This is a genomic window from Brevibacillus brevis, assembly GCF_022026395.1.
Taxonomy (GTDB): domain Bacteria; phylum Bacillota; class Bacilli; order Brevibacillales; family Brevibacillaceae; genus Brevibacillus.
On the sequence record NZ_CP041767.1, the window covers coordinates 1,679,905 to 1,695,518 of the forward strand.

General features: G+C 48.0%; 15 protein-coding genes and 2 other annotated features. Of the genes, 14 read left to right on the top strand and 1 reads right to left on the bottom strand.

Translation table 11 applies throughout. The features are described 5' to 3' along the window. Positions 1-56: 56 nt before the first annotated feature. The 8 genes from ytxC (at position 57) to FO446_RS08485 (ending at position 8,602) form a co-directional block, all read left to right on the top strand. The gene (ytxC, locus tag FO446_RS08450; protein WP_173608663.1) at positions 57-977 is read left to right on the top strand and encodes a putative sporulation protein YtxC; all 921 of its coding nucleotides are present in this window, start codon (positions 57-59) and stop codon (positions 975-977) included. Between the two features lie 25 nt (positions 978-1,002). Next, positions 1,003-1,238, top strand: a binding site (T-box leader). A 60-nt stretch (positions 1,239-1,298) separates the two neighbouring features. Next, entirely contained in the window at positions 1,299-3,212 is a 1,914-nt protein-coding gene (gene thrS / locus FO446_RS08455) for a threonine--tRNA ligase (RefSeq protein ID WP_047070955.1), read from the top strand. A 135-nt stretch (positions 3,213-3,347) separates the two neighbouring features. Continuing rightward, positions 3,348-5,402, top strand: coding sequence for a methyl-accepting chemotaxis protein (locus FO446_RS08460; protein ID WP_237900382.1), 2,055 nt, complete (start codon positions 3,348-3,350; stop codon positions 5,400-5,402). Between the two features lie 207 nt (positions 5,403-5,609). Then, a complete protein-coding gene (moaA, locus tag FO446_RS08465) occupies positions 5,610-6,629 on the top strand; it encodes a GTP 3',8-cyclase MoaA (RefSeq protein WP_173608661.1) in 1,020 nt (339 codons plus the stop codon). A 71-nt stretch (positions 6,630-6,700) separates the two neighbouring features. After that, positions 6,701-6,851, top strand: a sequence feature (ribosomal protein L20 leader region). A 41-nt stretch (positions 6,852-6,892) separates the two neighbouring features. After that, positions 6,893-7,399, top strand: coding sequence for a translation initiation factor IF-3 (gene infC, locus FO446_RS08470; protein WP_035984450.1), 507 nt, complete (start codon positions 6,893-6,895; stop codon positions 7,397-7,399). A 30-nt stretch (positions 7,400-7,429) separates the two neighbouring features. After that, positions 7,430-7,627, top strand: a complete 198-nt coding sequence (gene rpmI, locus FO446_RS08475; RefSeq protein ID WP_047070958.1) for a 50S ribosomal protein L35 — start codon at positions 7,430-7,432, stop codon at positions 7,625-7,627. Positions 7,628-7,718: 91 nt separating this feature from the next. Next, the gene (rplT, locus tag FO446_RS08480) at positions 7,719-8,078 is read left to right on the top strand and encodes a 50S ribosomal protein L20 (protein ID WP_047070959.1); all 360 of its coding nucleotides are present in this window, start codon (positions 7,719-7,721) and stop codon (positions 8,076-8,078) included. Positions 8,079-8,236: 158 nt separating this feature from the next. Beyond that, on the top strand, positions 8,237-8,602 hold the full coding sequence (locus tag FO446_RS08485; protein WP_173608660.1) for a hypothetical protein: 366 nt from the start codon (positions 8,237-8,239) through the stop codon (positions 8,600-8,602). A 68-nt stretch (positions 8,603-8,670) separates the two neighbouring features. Here the strand turns inward: FO446_RS08485 and FO446_RS08490 are convergent, their stop codons facing one another. Beyond that, complete coding sequence (locus FO446_RS08490; RefSeq protein WP_173608659.1) at positions 8,671-9,357, bottom strand: helix-turn-helix transcriptional regulator; 687 nt, start codon at positions 9,355-9,357, stop codon at positions 8,671-8,673. A 192-nt stretch (positions 9,358-9,549) separates the two neighbouring features. On the opposite strand from FO446_RS08490, the gene FO446_RS08495 reads away from it, so the two are divergent. The 6 genes from FO446_RS08495 to ilvB all read left to right on the top strand — a co-directional run bounded on the left by FO446_RS08495 (position 9,550) and on the right by ilvB (position 15,613). Beyond that, entirely contained in the window at positions 9,550-10,464 is a 915-nt protein-coding gene (locus FO446_RS08495) for a R2-like ligand-binding oxidase (RefSeq protein WP_255438307.1), read from the top strand. A gap of 173 nt (positions 10,465-10,637) precedes the next feature. Further along, the gene (locus FO446_RS08500; RefSeq protein ID WP_173608658.1) at positions 10,638-10,877 is read left to right on the top strand and encodes a hypothetical protein; all 240 of its coding nucleotides are present in this window, start codon (positions 10,638-10,640) and stop codon (positions 10,875-10,877) included. A gap of 161 nt (positions 10,878-11,038) precedes the next feature. Then, positions 11,039-11,272 (top strand): hypothetical protein, encoded by a 234-nt coding sequence (locus FO446_RS08505; RefSeq protein WP_173608657.1) that lies wholly within the window; start codon positions 11,039-11,041, stop codon positions 11,270-11,272. A gap of 173 nt (positions 11,273-11,445) precedes the next feature. Continuing rightward, the gene (locus FO446_RS08510; protein WP_221867726.1) at positions 11,446-12,147 is read left to right on the top strand and encodes a phosphoadenylyl-sulfate reductase; all 702 of its coding nucleotides are present in this window, start codon (positions 11,446-11,448) and stop codon (positions 12,145-12,147) included. Next, positions 12,129-13,268 carry a sulfate adenylyltransferase gene (sat, locus tag FO446_RS08515; protein WP_221867727.1) on the top strand — a complete coding sequence of 380 codons (1,140 nt, stop codon included), beginning with the start codon at positions 12,129-12,131 and terminating at the stop codon, positions 13,266-13,268. Before FO446_RS08510 ends, sat begins: the two co-directional genes overlap by 19 nt. A gap of 608 nt (positions 13,269-13,876) precedes the next feature. After that, on the top strand, positions 13,877-15,613 hold the full coding sequence (gene ilvB, locus FO446_RS08520; RefSeq protein WP_232774239.1) for a biosynthetic-type acetolactate synthase large subunit: 1,737 nt from the start codon (positions 13,877-13,879) through the stop codon (positions 15,611-15,613). Position 15,614: the final 1 nt, after the last annotated feature.

The window sequence follows — 15,614 nt, forward strand, 5'->3', positions numbered from 1 at the left end:
ATATCGCTCCTGACGGGACATATACTGTAACTACAATGGCGGTTGGGGGGATGGTTATGCAGACGTTTCGCGTATTGCTGGAGAATGTCCCTGAGCATTGTGACACGTATCGGACTATCGTAAATGAGATGACGGAGCGGGTCAACACTGCACCGGTGCGCATTACATACAGGGAGCAAGAAGAGAATGGATACCTCTTGTTCTACTTTCAAAGCTGGTGTGAGAGTGAGTATGACGCGCAGACCATCGAATGGGCGAGAGCCTTCGTTGCTCTTACATTAGCCGAATGGGTCATTCAGGTGAAGGAACCGAAAATTATGGAAGAAATGGCCACTGACTTACTCGCAGCCGAACAGATGGAAACCGAGTGGGCGGAGATTTTCCCTTATATTCAACGCATGTGCCAAGAAATAGAGCTAGATGGCAGGGAACTGTTAACGGCGACAACACGCAAGGCAAACGTATATCGCAAAGTTTTCACCTATCTGGAGTCGGAGCGAACGATAAACGTTTTGGGTTTCATCCGGTTTCGATTGCAGGAGCACTGGAACGAGTTATTCGAACTCGTGGAAACTGGTATTGATGAATATCTGGAAGACAAGCAATATCAAGAGTTTGTCGAGCTGTTGCGTTATTTCATTGCTGTACAGGAAACCAAGCAGGAAATCGTTCATGTCGTTCCTAGTGTGGACAAACCTTTCCATCTTTATGATAAAAAAGGGGATCGTCTTTGGCTTGAACAGTTGGATACCGTTCTGAACATGGACGAACAAAAATGCAGGGACGAAGATTATTTGGTCAGTGCTTTGGTTACACTGGCTCCTGAGAGTATCGTGCTCCATTTGGCTTCGGAAAAGCCTGGGCTTGTACAGACGATCCGCAGTATTTTTGACGGTCGGCTTATTACTTGCCACTCTTGTTCGCTTTGCCTATCCGAGAGACGTGTACTTGACGGGAATAATCCCTCTAAACTATAATAGCAACAACAACTTTACATTGCTTATAAATACGATGAGAAGGACACGGACAATAGTAAGGACGCTTTAGAGAGGCGGGTCACAGGCTGGAAGCTCGCTGCGTACTGTTATTGATCTACCACCTTCGAGTAGCTGCCGGGAACGAAGCGTAGGCTTTTACTATCGGTATGCCGGTTAAATACCGTTACATGGAATGAGGAGTCTGTTTTTGTGAACAGACTTGAAGTAGGGTGGTACCGCGAGAACACACTCGTCCCTTTTTGGGGATGAGTGTTTTTTTATTTTCTCAACCAAACAAGATACAGGAAGGAAGAATCCACAGTGGCACAAATTCATGTTACTTTCCCAGATGGAGCCGTTCGTCAATACGACGCTGGGATTACGATCGAGGACATCGCAGGCTCCATTAGCTCTAGCCTGAAGAAAAAGGCAGTAGCTGGTAAAAAAGATGGCAAGGTTGTCGATCTGTACACAGAACTCACAGATGACGCAGCGATTGAAATCGTTACCCTCGATTCTGCTGACGGATTGGAAGTATACCGCCACAGTACAGCTCACTTGCTTGCTCAAGCGGTAAAACGCATTTACGGCGCTGAAGTGAAGTTTGGAATCGGTCCTGTGATCGAAGATGGCTTCTACTACGACATGGATATTCCGGTTTCCCTTTCCCCAGAGGATTTGGGCAAAATCGAGGCGGAAATGGAAAAAATCGTGAAGGAAGACCTGCCGATTCGCCGCAAAGTCGTAAGCCGCGAAGAAGCAACTGCGATTTTCCAAGAACTGAACGATCACCTGAAGCTGGAACTGATTCGCGACCTGCCAGAGGATGCGACTATTACGCTGTATGAGCAAGGCGAATTTTTCGACCTCTGTCGTGGACCGCACTTGCCGTCTACTGGCTACATCAAAGCATTCAAGCTGATGAGCGTGGCAGGTGCATACTGGCGCGGAAAAGCAGAAAACCAAGTTCTGCAACGCGTATACGGTACAGCTTGGCCGAAAAAAGCAGACATGGATGAATATCTGCACTTCATCGAAGAAGCGAAAAAGCGCGATCACCGCAAATTGGGGAAAGAACTGGGCTTGTTCATGTTCTCCGAGGAAGCACCGGGTATGCCGTTCTATCTGCCAAAAGGCTTCACTGTTCGCAACGAGCTGGAGCAATTCTCCCGCCGTCTGCAACAATTGGCACAATACACAGAAGTGCGCTCTCCTTTCCTCATGAACGAGCGTCTCTGGAAAGAATCCGGTCACTGGGATCACTACAAAGAGAACATGTACTTCTCTGAAGTAGACAACGCGACTTACGCCTTGAAGCCAATGAACTGCCCAGGTCACATGCTGATCTATAAAAACGAGATGCACTCTTACCGCGACCTGCCGATCCGTTACTCCGAGTTCGGGCAAGTTCACCGCCATGAATACTCCGGAGCCCTGAATGGAATGCTGCGGGTGCGGACCTTCTGCCAGGATGACGCGCACGTATTTGTCCGTCCAGATCAGATCGCGAGCGAAATCAAAGGCATGATCACTTTGATTGACAGCATCTACAAGGTATTTGGCTTCGAATACAGTGTGGCTCTATCCACTCGTCCGGAAGATTCCATGGGCTCTGATGAGCTGTGGGAAGCAGCGGAAAGCTCTCTGAAAACAGTGTTGGAAGAGCTCGGTATGGCCTATGAAATCAAAGACGGAGACGGTGCGTTCTACGGACCGAAGATCGACTTCCAAATTACCGACGCGCTGAAACGCCGTCACCAATGTGGAACGATCCAACTGGACTTCCAAATGCCTGAGAAATTTGACCTGACTTATGTTGGTCAAGACAACGAGAAGCACCGTCCGGTTGTCTTGCACCGTGCGATGTACGGCTCCATGGAGCGTTTCATTGGTATCCTGATCGAGCACTACGCAGGTGCATTCCCGATTTGGCTGACACCAATCCAAGCACGCATCATGAACATCAGTGAAGTGCACATGCCATATGCAGAACAAGTAAGAGAAAAACTGCAACAAGCTGGCATTCGTGTAGAGCTGGATGGCCGCAATGAGAAAATCGGCTACAAAATCCGTGAAGCACAAGTTGAAAAAATCCCGTACATGCTGGTCATCGGTGAAAAAGAGGTGGCTGACGGTACACTGTCCGTCCGCAAACGCGGAGTGGGCGATGAAGGCGCGATGACAGTGGATGCATTTGTTGAAAAAATCCGCGCTGAAATCAATGAAATGAAGTAATAGCACATAGAAGTAGAGCCGCCCTGAATTTTCGGGCGGCTTTTTTTATTATACGTTTACTTGGAAAAAAGAACGGGAAAAGGATGTAGGGTAAAAAGTTTATATGGACATCAAGAAGAACTGCGGGGGATACGTATGCGGGTAAGCATCAAGCAAAGACTGATAGCAGCATTTCTTGCCATTATTTTAATCCCGATTGGAGTGATTAGCTCATTTGTATATGTCAGTATGGAGGAGCGAATCCAAACTTATTTTATTGAATCCTCGACAAAAGAAGTGGCTCAGGTAGACAACGCGATTAACTTGTATTTCGACTCGATTCGTGAAAACGTAAACCTGATAGCAGGCAGTCCCTTGCTAAAGAGTGCAGATAACACCATTACGACGTATATGGATAAACCGACCAAAACCAAACATACCCCATTGCAAAATGGCGGGGTAGAGGCGGCTATTTTTCAAGATTTCCTTCGATTTGTCGATTCTCATCCGAATACTGCATTTATTTATTTAGCGACCAAATACGGAGGATATATACAATGGCCGACAGATGATGTCATTCCGAATTACGATCCGCGTACAAGGGATTGGTACAAAAAACCAATGGAGAATCCCGGAAAAGTGATTACGACAGATCCGTATCTCTATTTGGGGGATAACAGCATCGTGATCAGTAACGTGACGACATTAAAGGATGACAAGGGTGAGCCACTGGGCGTTGTTGGACTGGATGTAAATTTAAAAGGGCTTACCGATATTTTGAAAGAAATTAAGATTGGGAAAACGGGTTACCTCATGCTGGTTGGCAAAGACGGAACGATTTTGGCTAATCCGAAGAACCCTGAGCTCAATTCGAAAAACCTGAAAGATACGCAAATTCCTGAATTGGCTGCTATCGCTGAGAATACCTCCAGCAGCTTTGCAGTCACGATGAACGATACCGAGTATTTGGCGAACGTCTTTACTTCCGAAAAAAACGGTTGGAAATATATTTCGTTTATTGAAAGAGCTGAGCTTTCTGCTGAAGCCCATCAAATCGGTTTGATCATCGGGGCGTTAAGCATTTTGTTTGCTTTACTAGCGGTTGTCGCTTCCGTTCTTTTCTCGCACAAATTTACCAAGCCATTGCTTGTTATCGGTAACCAGATTGCGCAGATCGGTCGTGGTGACTTTACCGGGGAATTGTCCAAAAACCTTTTGGAAAGAAAAGACGAAATCGGCATGCTTGGTCAGAGCATTCAGGTGATGCAAGTATCCATCCAGGGACTCATTCGAGAAGTCCAAAAAGCGGTTAATACACTCTCTACTTCGTCAGACAACATATCGGTTCGCTTGGCGGACAATGTAGATACGACGAACAAGATTTCTACTACGATACAGGAAGTAGCGAGCGGGGCGCAAAATCAGCTCAGGGGTACGGAAGAATCCGCAAGAGCGATGGAAGAAATGTCGATCGGCATCCAACGTGTGGCGGAGACCACCTCCATCATCTCGGAATCATCTACGAGTACCGCGGATGAAGCGCAGCTAGGAAACCAGTCCATCCAAAAGGCTATCCAGCAAATGGACTCCATCCGTGGCTCTGTGGAACATTCCGTATCCGTCGTCAAGCAATTGGGGGAGCGTTCCAAAGAAATTGTGCAAATCATTGATGTGATTACGGGAATTGCTTCCCAAACGAATCTGCTTGCTCTCAACGCAGCCATCGAGGCTGCTCGCGCGGGAGAGCATGGACGAGGTTTTGCTGTCGTAGCAGATGAAGTGAGAAAACTCGCTGAACAGTCTGATGAATCTGCTCGTCAAATCGCCAACCTCATTCAGGAGATCCAAGCAGATACGAACATGGCAGTCAACTCGATGGACTCCGTCAATCAAGATGTGCAGGTTGGATTGTCAACCGTACTGGAGTCAGGAGAAGCCTTCCAACGGATCTTACAAGAAATTCAACAGATAACCGATCAAATTCAGGAGGTTTCTGCTGTCTCTGAACAGATGTCCGCCGGATCGGAACAAGTAGCAGCATCTGTGGACGAGACTGCCCAAATTGCAAGGATTTCAGCCCACAATGCTGAAAATCTGGCGGCTTCCTCCAAAGGTCAGTTGGCCACTATGGAAGAGTTTGCGGTTTCCTTTGAATCCTTGAATCAGATGGCTCGCGAACTGGAAAGAATGATTACCAAATTTAAGATATAAGAATGCATAACGGGAAGAGTACGAATGTCGGGAGGAATTCGTACTCTTTTTTTTGCAAAGTGGACCCATTTATGACAGAATGTGCGGTTTGCGTTTGAAAATTTGGCGATTTCGATTTAAGATAATAGACTGGTACTAAGTCGAAATGCGATATGATGAAGATGAAGGAAAAAAGTCGTCTTATAGATTAAAGGAGAGTGAACAGCAATGCCAGATAAAGTGCTTGATTTACGGAACCGTCCTCTCCGAGATTTACGAATATCTGTCACCGATAAATGTAATTTTCGTTGCCGTTATTGCATGCCTGCCGAAATTTTTGGACCGAATTTTGAATTTTTGCCGCAAAGCAAGTTGCTGACCTTTGAGGAAATTACCCGTTTGACCCAGATCTTTACTTCGCTTGGAGTCGGGAAAATCCGTATTACCGGCGGAGAGCCATTAATGCGCAGAAATTTGCCTGAATTGATTCGAATGATCCGTGAGGTTGAAGGCGTTCAAGATATTGCGATGACGACCAATGGTTCTCTCTTGTCCCGTCATGCGCAAGCGCTAAAAGAAGCAGGTCTGGATCGGGTCACGGTCAGCCTGGACAGCTTGGATAATGAGCGCTTTGGGATGTTGAATGGAAGAGGCTATCAGGTCGATGCCGTGCTGGATGGGATTCGTGTTGCAGCAGATGCCGGGCTTTCGGTCAAGATCAACATGGTGGTACAGCGCGGAGTCAATGATCAAGATATTTTGCCGATGGCACGGTACTTCCGTGAGCAAGGGCATACCCTTCGATTTATTGAATTCATGGATGTGGGAAACAGTAACGGCTGGCGGCTGGATCAAGTCGTACCTTCCCGTGAAATTGTGCGTATGATCCATGAAGAGATGCCGTTGGTAGCGACAGAAGCGAACTACTACGGAGAGGTGGCTTCCCGCTATCGCTATGAGGGATCGGACCAGGAAATCGGGTTGATTTCATCGGTGACCCAAGCTTTTTGCTCCACTTGTACGCGGGCTCGCCTGTCGGCAGAAGGGAAATTGTACAATTGTCTCTTCGCTTCATCCGGAGATGATTTGCGCGAACCAGTCCGCGATGGACGCACGGATGAAGAGATTCGCGAGCTGATACGTGCGATCTGGGAACGGCGTGACGTGCGCTACTCGGAGGAACGACTAAGTGAAACGCCTGGTCTCGCCAAGCGTGAAAAGGTCGAAATGTCCCATATCGGGGGATAATTAGGTATTAGCCTTGACAAAACCCAAGCTACCCTGTAATATAAATTGCGTGTATAAACACTTCATACTTCGAGAACAAGCAGAGGCGCCCAGCTTCTCACCTGGGTCGACGTCGTATACGACTGTTGACAGGTAACTCTTACGCAAAGATCCTCGGATCTGATGAAATTGCTTAGGTGAGATATGTGCGGGCGCAGAATGCGTTCGCACATTTTTGTTCCTTCTCGAAATTGACGGGGGTGGCAAGTATTAGCAAGGATCAAATGTTAATTAACGAAGCGATCCGTGCCCGTGAAGTCCGTTTAATCGGTGCTGACGGGAGCCAATTGGGAGTCGTACCTTTTAGGGAAGCATTGCGCATTGCCCAGGAAGCTGAATTGGATCTGGTAAACGTTGCTCCTACAGCCAAGCCGCCTGTATGCCGTATCATGGACTATGGAAAGTTCAAATACGAGCAGGCGAAAAAGGAAAAAGAAGCGCGTAAAAACCAGAAGATCATCGAGCTGAAAGAAGTGCGTTTTTCTTCTAACATCGAGGAACACGATTTTCAAACAAAGCTTCGCAACGTCCGCAAGTTCTTGGAGGATCAACACAAGGTGAAGTGTACGATCCGTTTCCGTGGACGTGAAATCACCCACTCCGAAATTGGACTAGGCGTTATGGAACGTGTAGCTGCCCAGTGTGAAGATCTCGCTACGCCTGAGCGCAAGCCGAAGATCGAAGGCCGCAGCATGATCATGATTCTGGCTCCGAAAGCGGAAAAGCAGTAAGATAGTAGTTTAGACAGGAGGATTTTTCAGATGCCTAAAATGAAAACCAACAAGGCCGCTGCGAAACGTTTCAAAAAGACTGGAAGCGGCCAATTGAAACGCGACCGTGCGTTTGGTAGCCACTTGTTCGCTAACAAATCGACTAAGCAAAAGCGCCACCTGCGCAAAGCTGCACTCGTTTCCAAAGGCGATCAAAAACGTATGGAGCAAATGCTCACTTACCTGTAAGTTTTTCTTTATTACACACCATTACGCAGCATGAGCTCCCTAAGCGCCTAGCAGTAGGCCGCCATGCTGGAAAGACCAGGAGGAGTTTAGTATGCCAAGAGTAAAAGGTGGCATTGTTACACGCCGTCGTCATAAGAAAATCCTGAAGCTGGCGAAAGGATACTTCGGTTCCAAACATCGCCTGTTTAAATCCGCTAATGCGCAGGTAATGAAATCCCTGCTGTATGCATACCGCGACCGTCGTCAAAAGAAACGTGATTTCCGCAAACTGTGGATCACTCGTATCAACGCGCAAGCTCGCATGAACGGTCTGTCCTACAGCCGTTTGATGCACGGCCTGAAAGTTGCTGGCATCGAAGTTAACCGCAAAATGCTGGCTGACTTGGCTGTTAACGACAAAGCTGCGTTCAACGAACTGGCAACAGTTGCAAAAGGCAAACTGAACGCTTAATTTTTGAAAAGAAGAGTCGATCTGCCCGATTAAGGGCAAGGTCGGCTTTTTTTGTTGTGGTCAGAGCGCAAAATCAAACGAATAGCATCCTACACCTGTCCACACGCTATCAATCTTCTCCTCATATCTTATAGCAAAGATAGAAGGAGGTGAGTGGCATGGCAGAATTACGAGTAAGCCTATGGGCAGGCAGAAACTTTGAAGCTCGTCGTATTCGTTTTCGCAGACGTGGGGTAGCAGTCAGACAGTGTCAAGCGCTTGAATTCAATGACGTACTGTCGAGTTTTCGATTGCGAGCAGGAAATAATGGCCGAGTGACACTCGTTCTGTTTTCAGGAACCGCTTATCAGGGGGATTTTCGTGTTTTCCGGGGGAATCGCGATATTGCCAACCTTGGTAATTTCGACTTCAACAATCGTACCTCGTCGTTTATTTTTGTGGGACGCAATCTGACTACTTCTCAAATCAGAGAGATTCAACGGACGAGAACGGCACCGAGAAACGTGGTAGAAATCAGAACGTAGGAAAAGGAAGTATGAGTCAAAAGAAAAAACAACCGAGCTCACATTCGGTTGTTTTTTTCTATTTCTATTCAACAAATGATTCGCTGACGAATAGCGTCTGCCACGCCTTGTGCGCGATTTTGCACACCGAGCTTTTTTAAGGCGGACTTGATGTAATCCTGCACGGTAAATTCACTAATTCCCATCCAGTTCGCCATCTCCTTAACGCTTTCGCCCCATGACATCCGCTGCATGACTTCGACTTCTCGGCGTGAGAGCTTGACGGTTTTAGGGCGAAGGGAGTCGGTTGTCAATACTTTGCCCAGCATTGAACAGTATGCGTCCAAAGATTGTAGCAACTGATGATTGATGCCAGAACAGCCATCCTGATGCCAGGAAATACCAGCATATCCGAGTACGTTAGGCCCATAGCTAATAGGGAGAATGAGCGCATAAGGGGCACCGTACACTAAATGGGGCGGGAACTGACGAATCGCCTCAGAATCTAGCAGGATAGCTCTCTGTTCACGGATCGCCTGCTGGATAAGGGGCATATTGCGCATGTCCACCCGTATATTTCGAATGGAGCATAACTCTTGGTCAAGGATCGACCATAGTCCCTCACCCATTTGACTGAGCGTCGAGTAATTGCACAGAATGGCTCCCATGAAAGGAAAGAGCTCCACGAAGCCGCGTACAGCAAGCACCAGTTTCTCCTCGTAATATGCCGTTTCTTCGATCCGATTGATGTACATGTTCAGCTCTGGACTGACCATGGAGTGATTGCCACCTCCATTTGAGTGATGGACACCCCCTGATTTTTGGGGATATGAACGACCGTTCAGCCTGACCTATAATCAACCTACAGCGCCTTCATTTTATCAAACCGCCGATCGGAACGTAAAGGATGGGAATGGTATAAATTGACATTTTTATGACTTCTTTCATTCGTTCGAAATAGAAGGCGTATGAGAAAAAAGAAAGGTTGGATGGGGATGAGGAATGGTTTTGTTTCGACCAGCCAAAAAGGATTGAATCAGGAGCTACTGCCGTACCAGTTGTATCAAAAAGCGAAGAGATACGGCATTTGGAACCCGCAGGACATTGATTTTACGCAAGACCGCGAAGATTACGCGAAGATGAATCCGGAGCAGAAGGAAGAAACCTTGGGAAGGATTGCTGGTTTTCTGGGTGGGGAAGAGGCAGTCACCCTCGATCTTTTGCCTTTGATCATGGTCATTGCCGAGGAAGGGCGCTTGGAGGAAGAAATGTATTTGACGACCTTCCTCTTTGAAGAGGCCAAGCATACGGAGTTTTTCCGGTTGGTTCTCGACAACATCGGCGAGTCAGGAGACCTGCATCATTTTCACGATGATGTGTACAAGCGAATTTTCCATGAGATCTTGCCAAATGCACTCAATCGTCTATTGACGGATAAATCCCCCGAAGCTATCGCAGAAGCATCTACTGTCTACAACATGTTTGTGGAAGGCGTGCTCGCAGAGACAGGCTACTATGCGTTTTATGAAGCACTCAGTAAAACGGGGCTCATGCCTGGTTTAATGCAAGGAATTGGCTATTTGAAGACAGACGAATCGCGGCACATCAGCTACGGAACATTCCTGTTGCAGCGGTTAATCTGTGAGCATCCCCATATTTATGATGTCATTGCCAAAAAGATGGATGAGCTGGCTCCGATGGCAAGTCATCTGTACGACTGGATGGATGACCCACAAGGGGTGAGTGCATTCGGAGTGAAGGTCGCTGATTTGCAGCAGTTTGCGAAAAAGCAATTGAGTGTGCGTATGGAGGTACTTGCCCGAGCAAAAGGGCAGACGATTGAAGAACTGTATAAGCATACAAGAACAACGATCGATGTGTAAGAAAAACGATCGAACGTATTCGAGTCGTTGCTTACAGAACTGGGCTATGGTCCTAAAGCGGAATCCGCCCAAGGTCTGAGAAGAAAACAACCTCCCGTCTGTGTTAGACAGCCTGGCTGATCCCTTACAATAAAGCCATAAGAGGAAAACATTGGATAGGGAGAGAGATCAAAATGAGAAAACAAAAGTGGATGATGATGGGAATTACAGCAGTTGTTTGTTCGGCGATGGTCGTGCCAGGGGCGTTTGCCAAAGAGAAAGATGACGCACATTCCGTGACGAATTCTTTCTTCGCCCCTGCTCCGTACACGACGGCTCCAGTAGTTCAGAAAACAGATGACGTGACCGGCACGCAAAAAACAGGAAGTGCATTCATTTTCGCTCCAAATGTAAACGAAAAAGAAGAAAACTAACGGGATTCAAGCATCCGTACAGGATGCTTTTTTCTTTTGCAAAAAACGATTCCGTCTCAAGTCTGAAAAAAAAACAATCTTTCGTCCGTGTCGAGCAGACTCCCCATTGCCATACAATAAAAAGCGTTACAGGAAAACATTGGATAGGGAGAGAGACATAGATGAGAAAACCAAAATGGATGATGATGGGTGTAACAGCAGTTGTTTGTTCAGCATTGCTCGTGCCAGGAGCGTTTGCAAAAGAAAAGGATGATTCTTACACCGTAACTCCTTCTCTGATAACCCCAGGTTCATACGCCGTACCAACGGTTCAAAAAATGGAGGCAAAAAACACGCAACAAATCGGTGCCTCTTTTACTTTCGCTCCCACGGTAAACGAAAAAGAGGAAAAATAAAGCAGCAGAAAGCTGTCAGACCCTGTCTGGCGGCTTTTTTTCTGTGAAAAGCGTCTCAACCAAACGGTCATGATGTTTGGTTTGGGCGAGTTGGATATAGGTGGACGATGCGCCACTTCCAGTCACTAGGCATATGATGGTGGGTGAATCCTAGCAAGAGAGGAGCTTCGCTGATGAACAATCGCCAGAAAATGGCGGATGAGGAATTACAGGAATGGGCAAGCCGACTGGAAGTTCAAGCACCGCAGGATGTGCTAGTGAACGCCGTGGAAAACTATGCAGCCGGTCTGATCCTAGCTGCCAGCTTTGGGGCTGAAGATGTCGTTTTAATCGACATGCTGCACAAATTGGCCCCCACGATTCCTGTATTTTACCTCGATACGAACATTCATTTTGCTGAAACGTATGATACGCGTGACACACTGCAAGCCAGATACGGCACAACATTTATTCAAGTACAGCCACAGTTGTCGTTAGCCGAGCAGGCAGAAAAACACGGAGAAAAACTGTGGGAAAGAGAACCGAATCTTTGTTGCGAGATTCGGAAGGTGGAGCCGTTAAAGCGCGTCCTGTCCAACTATCAGGCGTGGATTACAGGCATTCGCCGTGAGCAATCACCTACCCGAGCGAATACCAAAAAAGTGGAGTGGGACGAAAAATTCAACCTGGTTAAATTCAATCCGCTAGCAGATTGGACGGAGGCCCAGGTGTGGGAATATATCCATGCAAATGATGTCCCTTACAATCCATTGCACGACCGAAACTATCCAAGCATTGGCTGCCGAGTATGCACGCGCGCTGTCCTGCCTGGCCAAGATTCTCGGTCGGGACGGTGGGCTGGCTTTGAAAAGACCGAATGCGGTCTGCACAAATGAACAGCGCAGGAGGGAAAGATGTGAAGCAAACGATCTTGCCGCACGGGATCAAAAAAGCCGTTATCGTGGACAAATGGACCCTGTCGGACATCGAATGTCTTGCCATCGGAGCATTTTCACCGTTGACTGGATTCATGGAAGAGGCGGATTACCACACTGTCGTGGAAACGATGCGTCTGACCAATGGAGCGGTTTGGCCGTTGCCGGTGACATTGGCTGTCGATGCAGATGAGCACGACGATCTTGTGCCTGGCGACAGTATTCTGTTACGTGGGGAAGATGGAGTGGATTATGCGATTTTGCGGGTGAAAAGCTGCTTTGTGCCAGATAAAATGCGGGAGGCAGAACTCGTTTTTCGCACGGTAGATCTCGCTCACCCCGGTGTGAAAAAGCTGTTTGAAAAGCCAAATCTATACGTGGGTGGGCCTGTAGAAATCATGCAAAAGCCACAGCCTGAGCGCTTCTCTGATTTTTATTTGACCCCGGCAGAAACCAGAAAAAGGTTTCGAGAAAATGGCTGGAAGACGGTGGTTGGTTTTCAAACGCGCAATCCTGTTCACCGGGCACATGAATATATTCAAAAGGCAGCATTGGAGATTGTCGATGGCCTTTTTCTCAACCCATTGATGGGGGAAACGAAATCAGACGATGTTCCTGCACAAGTGCGAATGAAAAGCTATCTCGCCCTTTTGGAAAATTACTATCCACACAACCGTGTATTGCTAGGTGCTTTTCCGGCTGCTATGCGATATGCGGGTCCGCGTGAGGCGGTCTTCCACGCCTTGGTGCGAAAAAATTACGGTTGTACGCATTTTATCGTCGGCCGCGATCACGCAGGGGTAGGCGATTATTACGGCACGTATGATGCGCAGCACATCTTTTCCGAGTTTGCGCCAGGCGAGCTCGGTATCCAACTGCTCTTTTTTGAACACAGCTTTTACTGCAAGGCATGCCAAGGGATGGGGACGACCAAGACGTGCCCGCATGACAGAGACTCGCATATGACCTTATCGGGAACAAAAGTGAGGGAAATGTTGAGAAACGGGATCACGCCACCTCCGGAATTTACACGTCCGGAAGTCGCAACGATTTTGATAGAAGGATTGAAATCCCTGCAATAAAGTGGAACCCAAAAAACAGGAGAGGGACGGCAATGCTGTCCTTTTTCCGTTGTGAAAAACTGGACAAGTTTTCTAGTTTCTGGCGAAAAAATGTATCCGCTTTCAAGTAAAAACCGCGCTGTAAAGCCATTTCCAACTGAGCATTCGTTCGGACGAAAGTCCAGTAAAATCTTTTTGTTTTCGTTGACACCCCCTAGGTGCCTAGCTATAATCAGACGTAACACTTTATTCTGACAACAACAATATTGAAAATATTGTTTAAATAGCAGGCTATGACGAGGATGGTGCACGTTTCCCCTTTTACAGAGAGCCCTGATGCTGAGAAATGGGTATTGGGTACGTCGCATTGCTCACCTCCGAGCCGTTTAGCTGAAACTTGTTTTACAAGTAGTAGGCCAAACCGCTTAACACCCGTTAACGTGTTACAGTCCACATTTGCTGTGACTGGCTGAGATCGGCTGACCGTGAGGCGCCGATAAAGTTGGGTGGTACCGCGAACCCTTTCGCCCCAAAAGACATGGAAATAAAACCGTGTCGGGGCGAAAGGGTTTTTCTATGTGTCTATAGTTATTTTCAATACCTGTTGGAATTGGGAGGAGGAGAGATCAATGAGTGTTGAAATGGCCGAGTTGCAGAAAAAGAACGGCATTCCACCGATTCAGTTCGGGGAAGAAGTGACAGGAGCAGAAACACTGCTGCGCTGTCTGATCCTGGAGGAAGTCGAATACATTTTCGGCTATCCGGGTGGTGCGGTGCTCCCTATTTATGACTCCCTGTACGGGAGCTACTTCAAGCACATTTTGACCCGCCACGAGCAAGGTGCTATCCACGCTGCTGACGGATATGCCCGAGCGACTGGCAAACCGGGCGTATGTATCGCCACTTCTGGTCCAGGAGCAACGAACCTCGTAACGGGAATTGCAACCGCTCAGATGGACTCGGTTCCGCTGGTCTGCATCACGGGTAACGTGGCACAGTCTCTGATTGGTACCGACGCGTTCCAAGAGGCGAACATTACAGGAATTACTATCCCGATTACAAAGCACAGCTACTTTGTCCGCGACATTCGCGATCTCCCGCGGATAGTGAAGGAAGCTTTTCACATCGCGACAACCGGTCGTCCGGGCCCCGTATTGATCGACATTCCAAAAGACGTCGCCAATGCGAAGGCACCATTTACCTACCCGGATAAAGTGGAGATTCGCGGCTACCGAGCATCACTCGTACCGAGTGACGAAGAAGTACAAGAGTTTGTCAAAGCCGTTGGCGAAGCGAAGCGTCCAGTCATTTTGGCGGGCGGGGGAATCATTGCAGCTCAAGCAGAGAAAGAATTGCGCGACTTTGCTGAAAAAACACGCATTCCGGTGATCAACACCTTCATGGGATTGGGCGGTTTCCCTGGAACACACGAGCTGTCGCTGGCAATGCCAGGGATGCACGGAAATTACACAGCCAACCAAGCGCTCTTGAATGCGGATTGTGTCATTGGTCTGGGAGCACGCTTTGATGACCGGATCACGATGGGACGCACGAAGGAGTTCGCACCAAAAGCCCGTATCGTACACGTCGACATCGATCCAGCAGAGCTGGGGAAAAACGTAGACACAGCCGTCACAGTAGCGGGCGACGTGAAGAGCACGCTGGCAAAAGCAATTCCACTCGCAAAAGCTTGTGATTCGGAAGCGTGGATCAGCCAGTTAAAAGAGTGGAAAGAACAATATCCGTACAAGTACAAAAAAGACGGCGACGTATTGAAGCCACAAGCAGTCATTGAACTCTTGTACAACTCCACAGATGGGGAAGCGATTGTCACAACAGACGTTGGACAACACCAGATGTGGACAGCTCAATACTATAAGTTCAAGCACCCGCGCTCCTTTATCTCTTCCGGTGGTCTCGGCACGATGGGCTTTGGCTTCCCGGCAGCAATTGGCGCACAGATCGCTCACCCGGATCGCACGGTAATCTCCGTCGTAGGGGATGGTGGATTCCAGATGACCAACCAGGAGCTGGCAATCGTCTCCCAGTACAACATTCCGGTTAAAGTAGCGATTGTGAACAACCAGTGCTTGGGTATGGTACGTCAATGGCAGGAGCTCTTCTACGATAATCGCTACAGCCAAATCGATCTGACATGCAGCCCGGATTTTGTCAAACTGGCGGAAGCATATGGCGTAAAAGGCTTGCGAGCAAGCACGCCAGAGGAAGCAGAAGCAGTTTGGGCAGAGGCGCTTGCGCATGATGGACCAGTCGTGGTGGACTTCCGAGTTGCGCAGGAAGAAAACGTATATCCGATGGTTGCATCAGGCAACACACTAGATCAGATGGAATTGGGGGACGATTAGG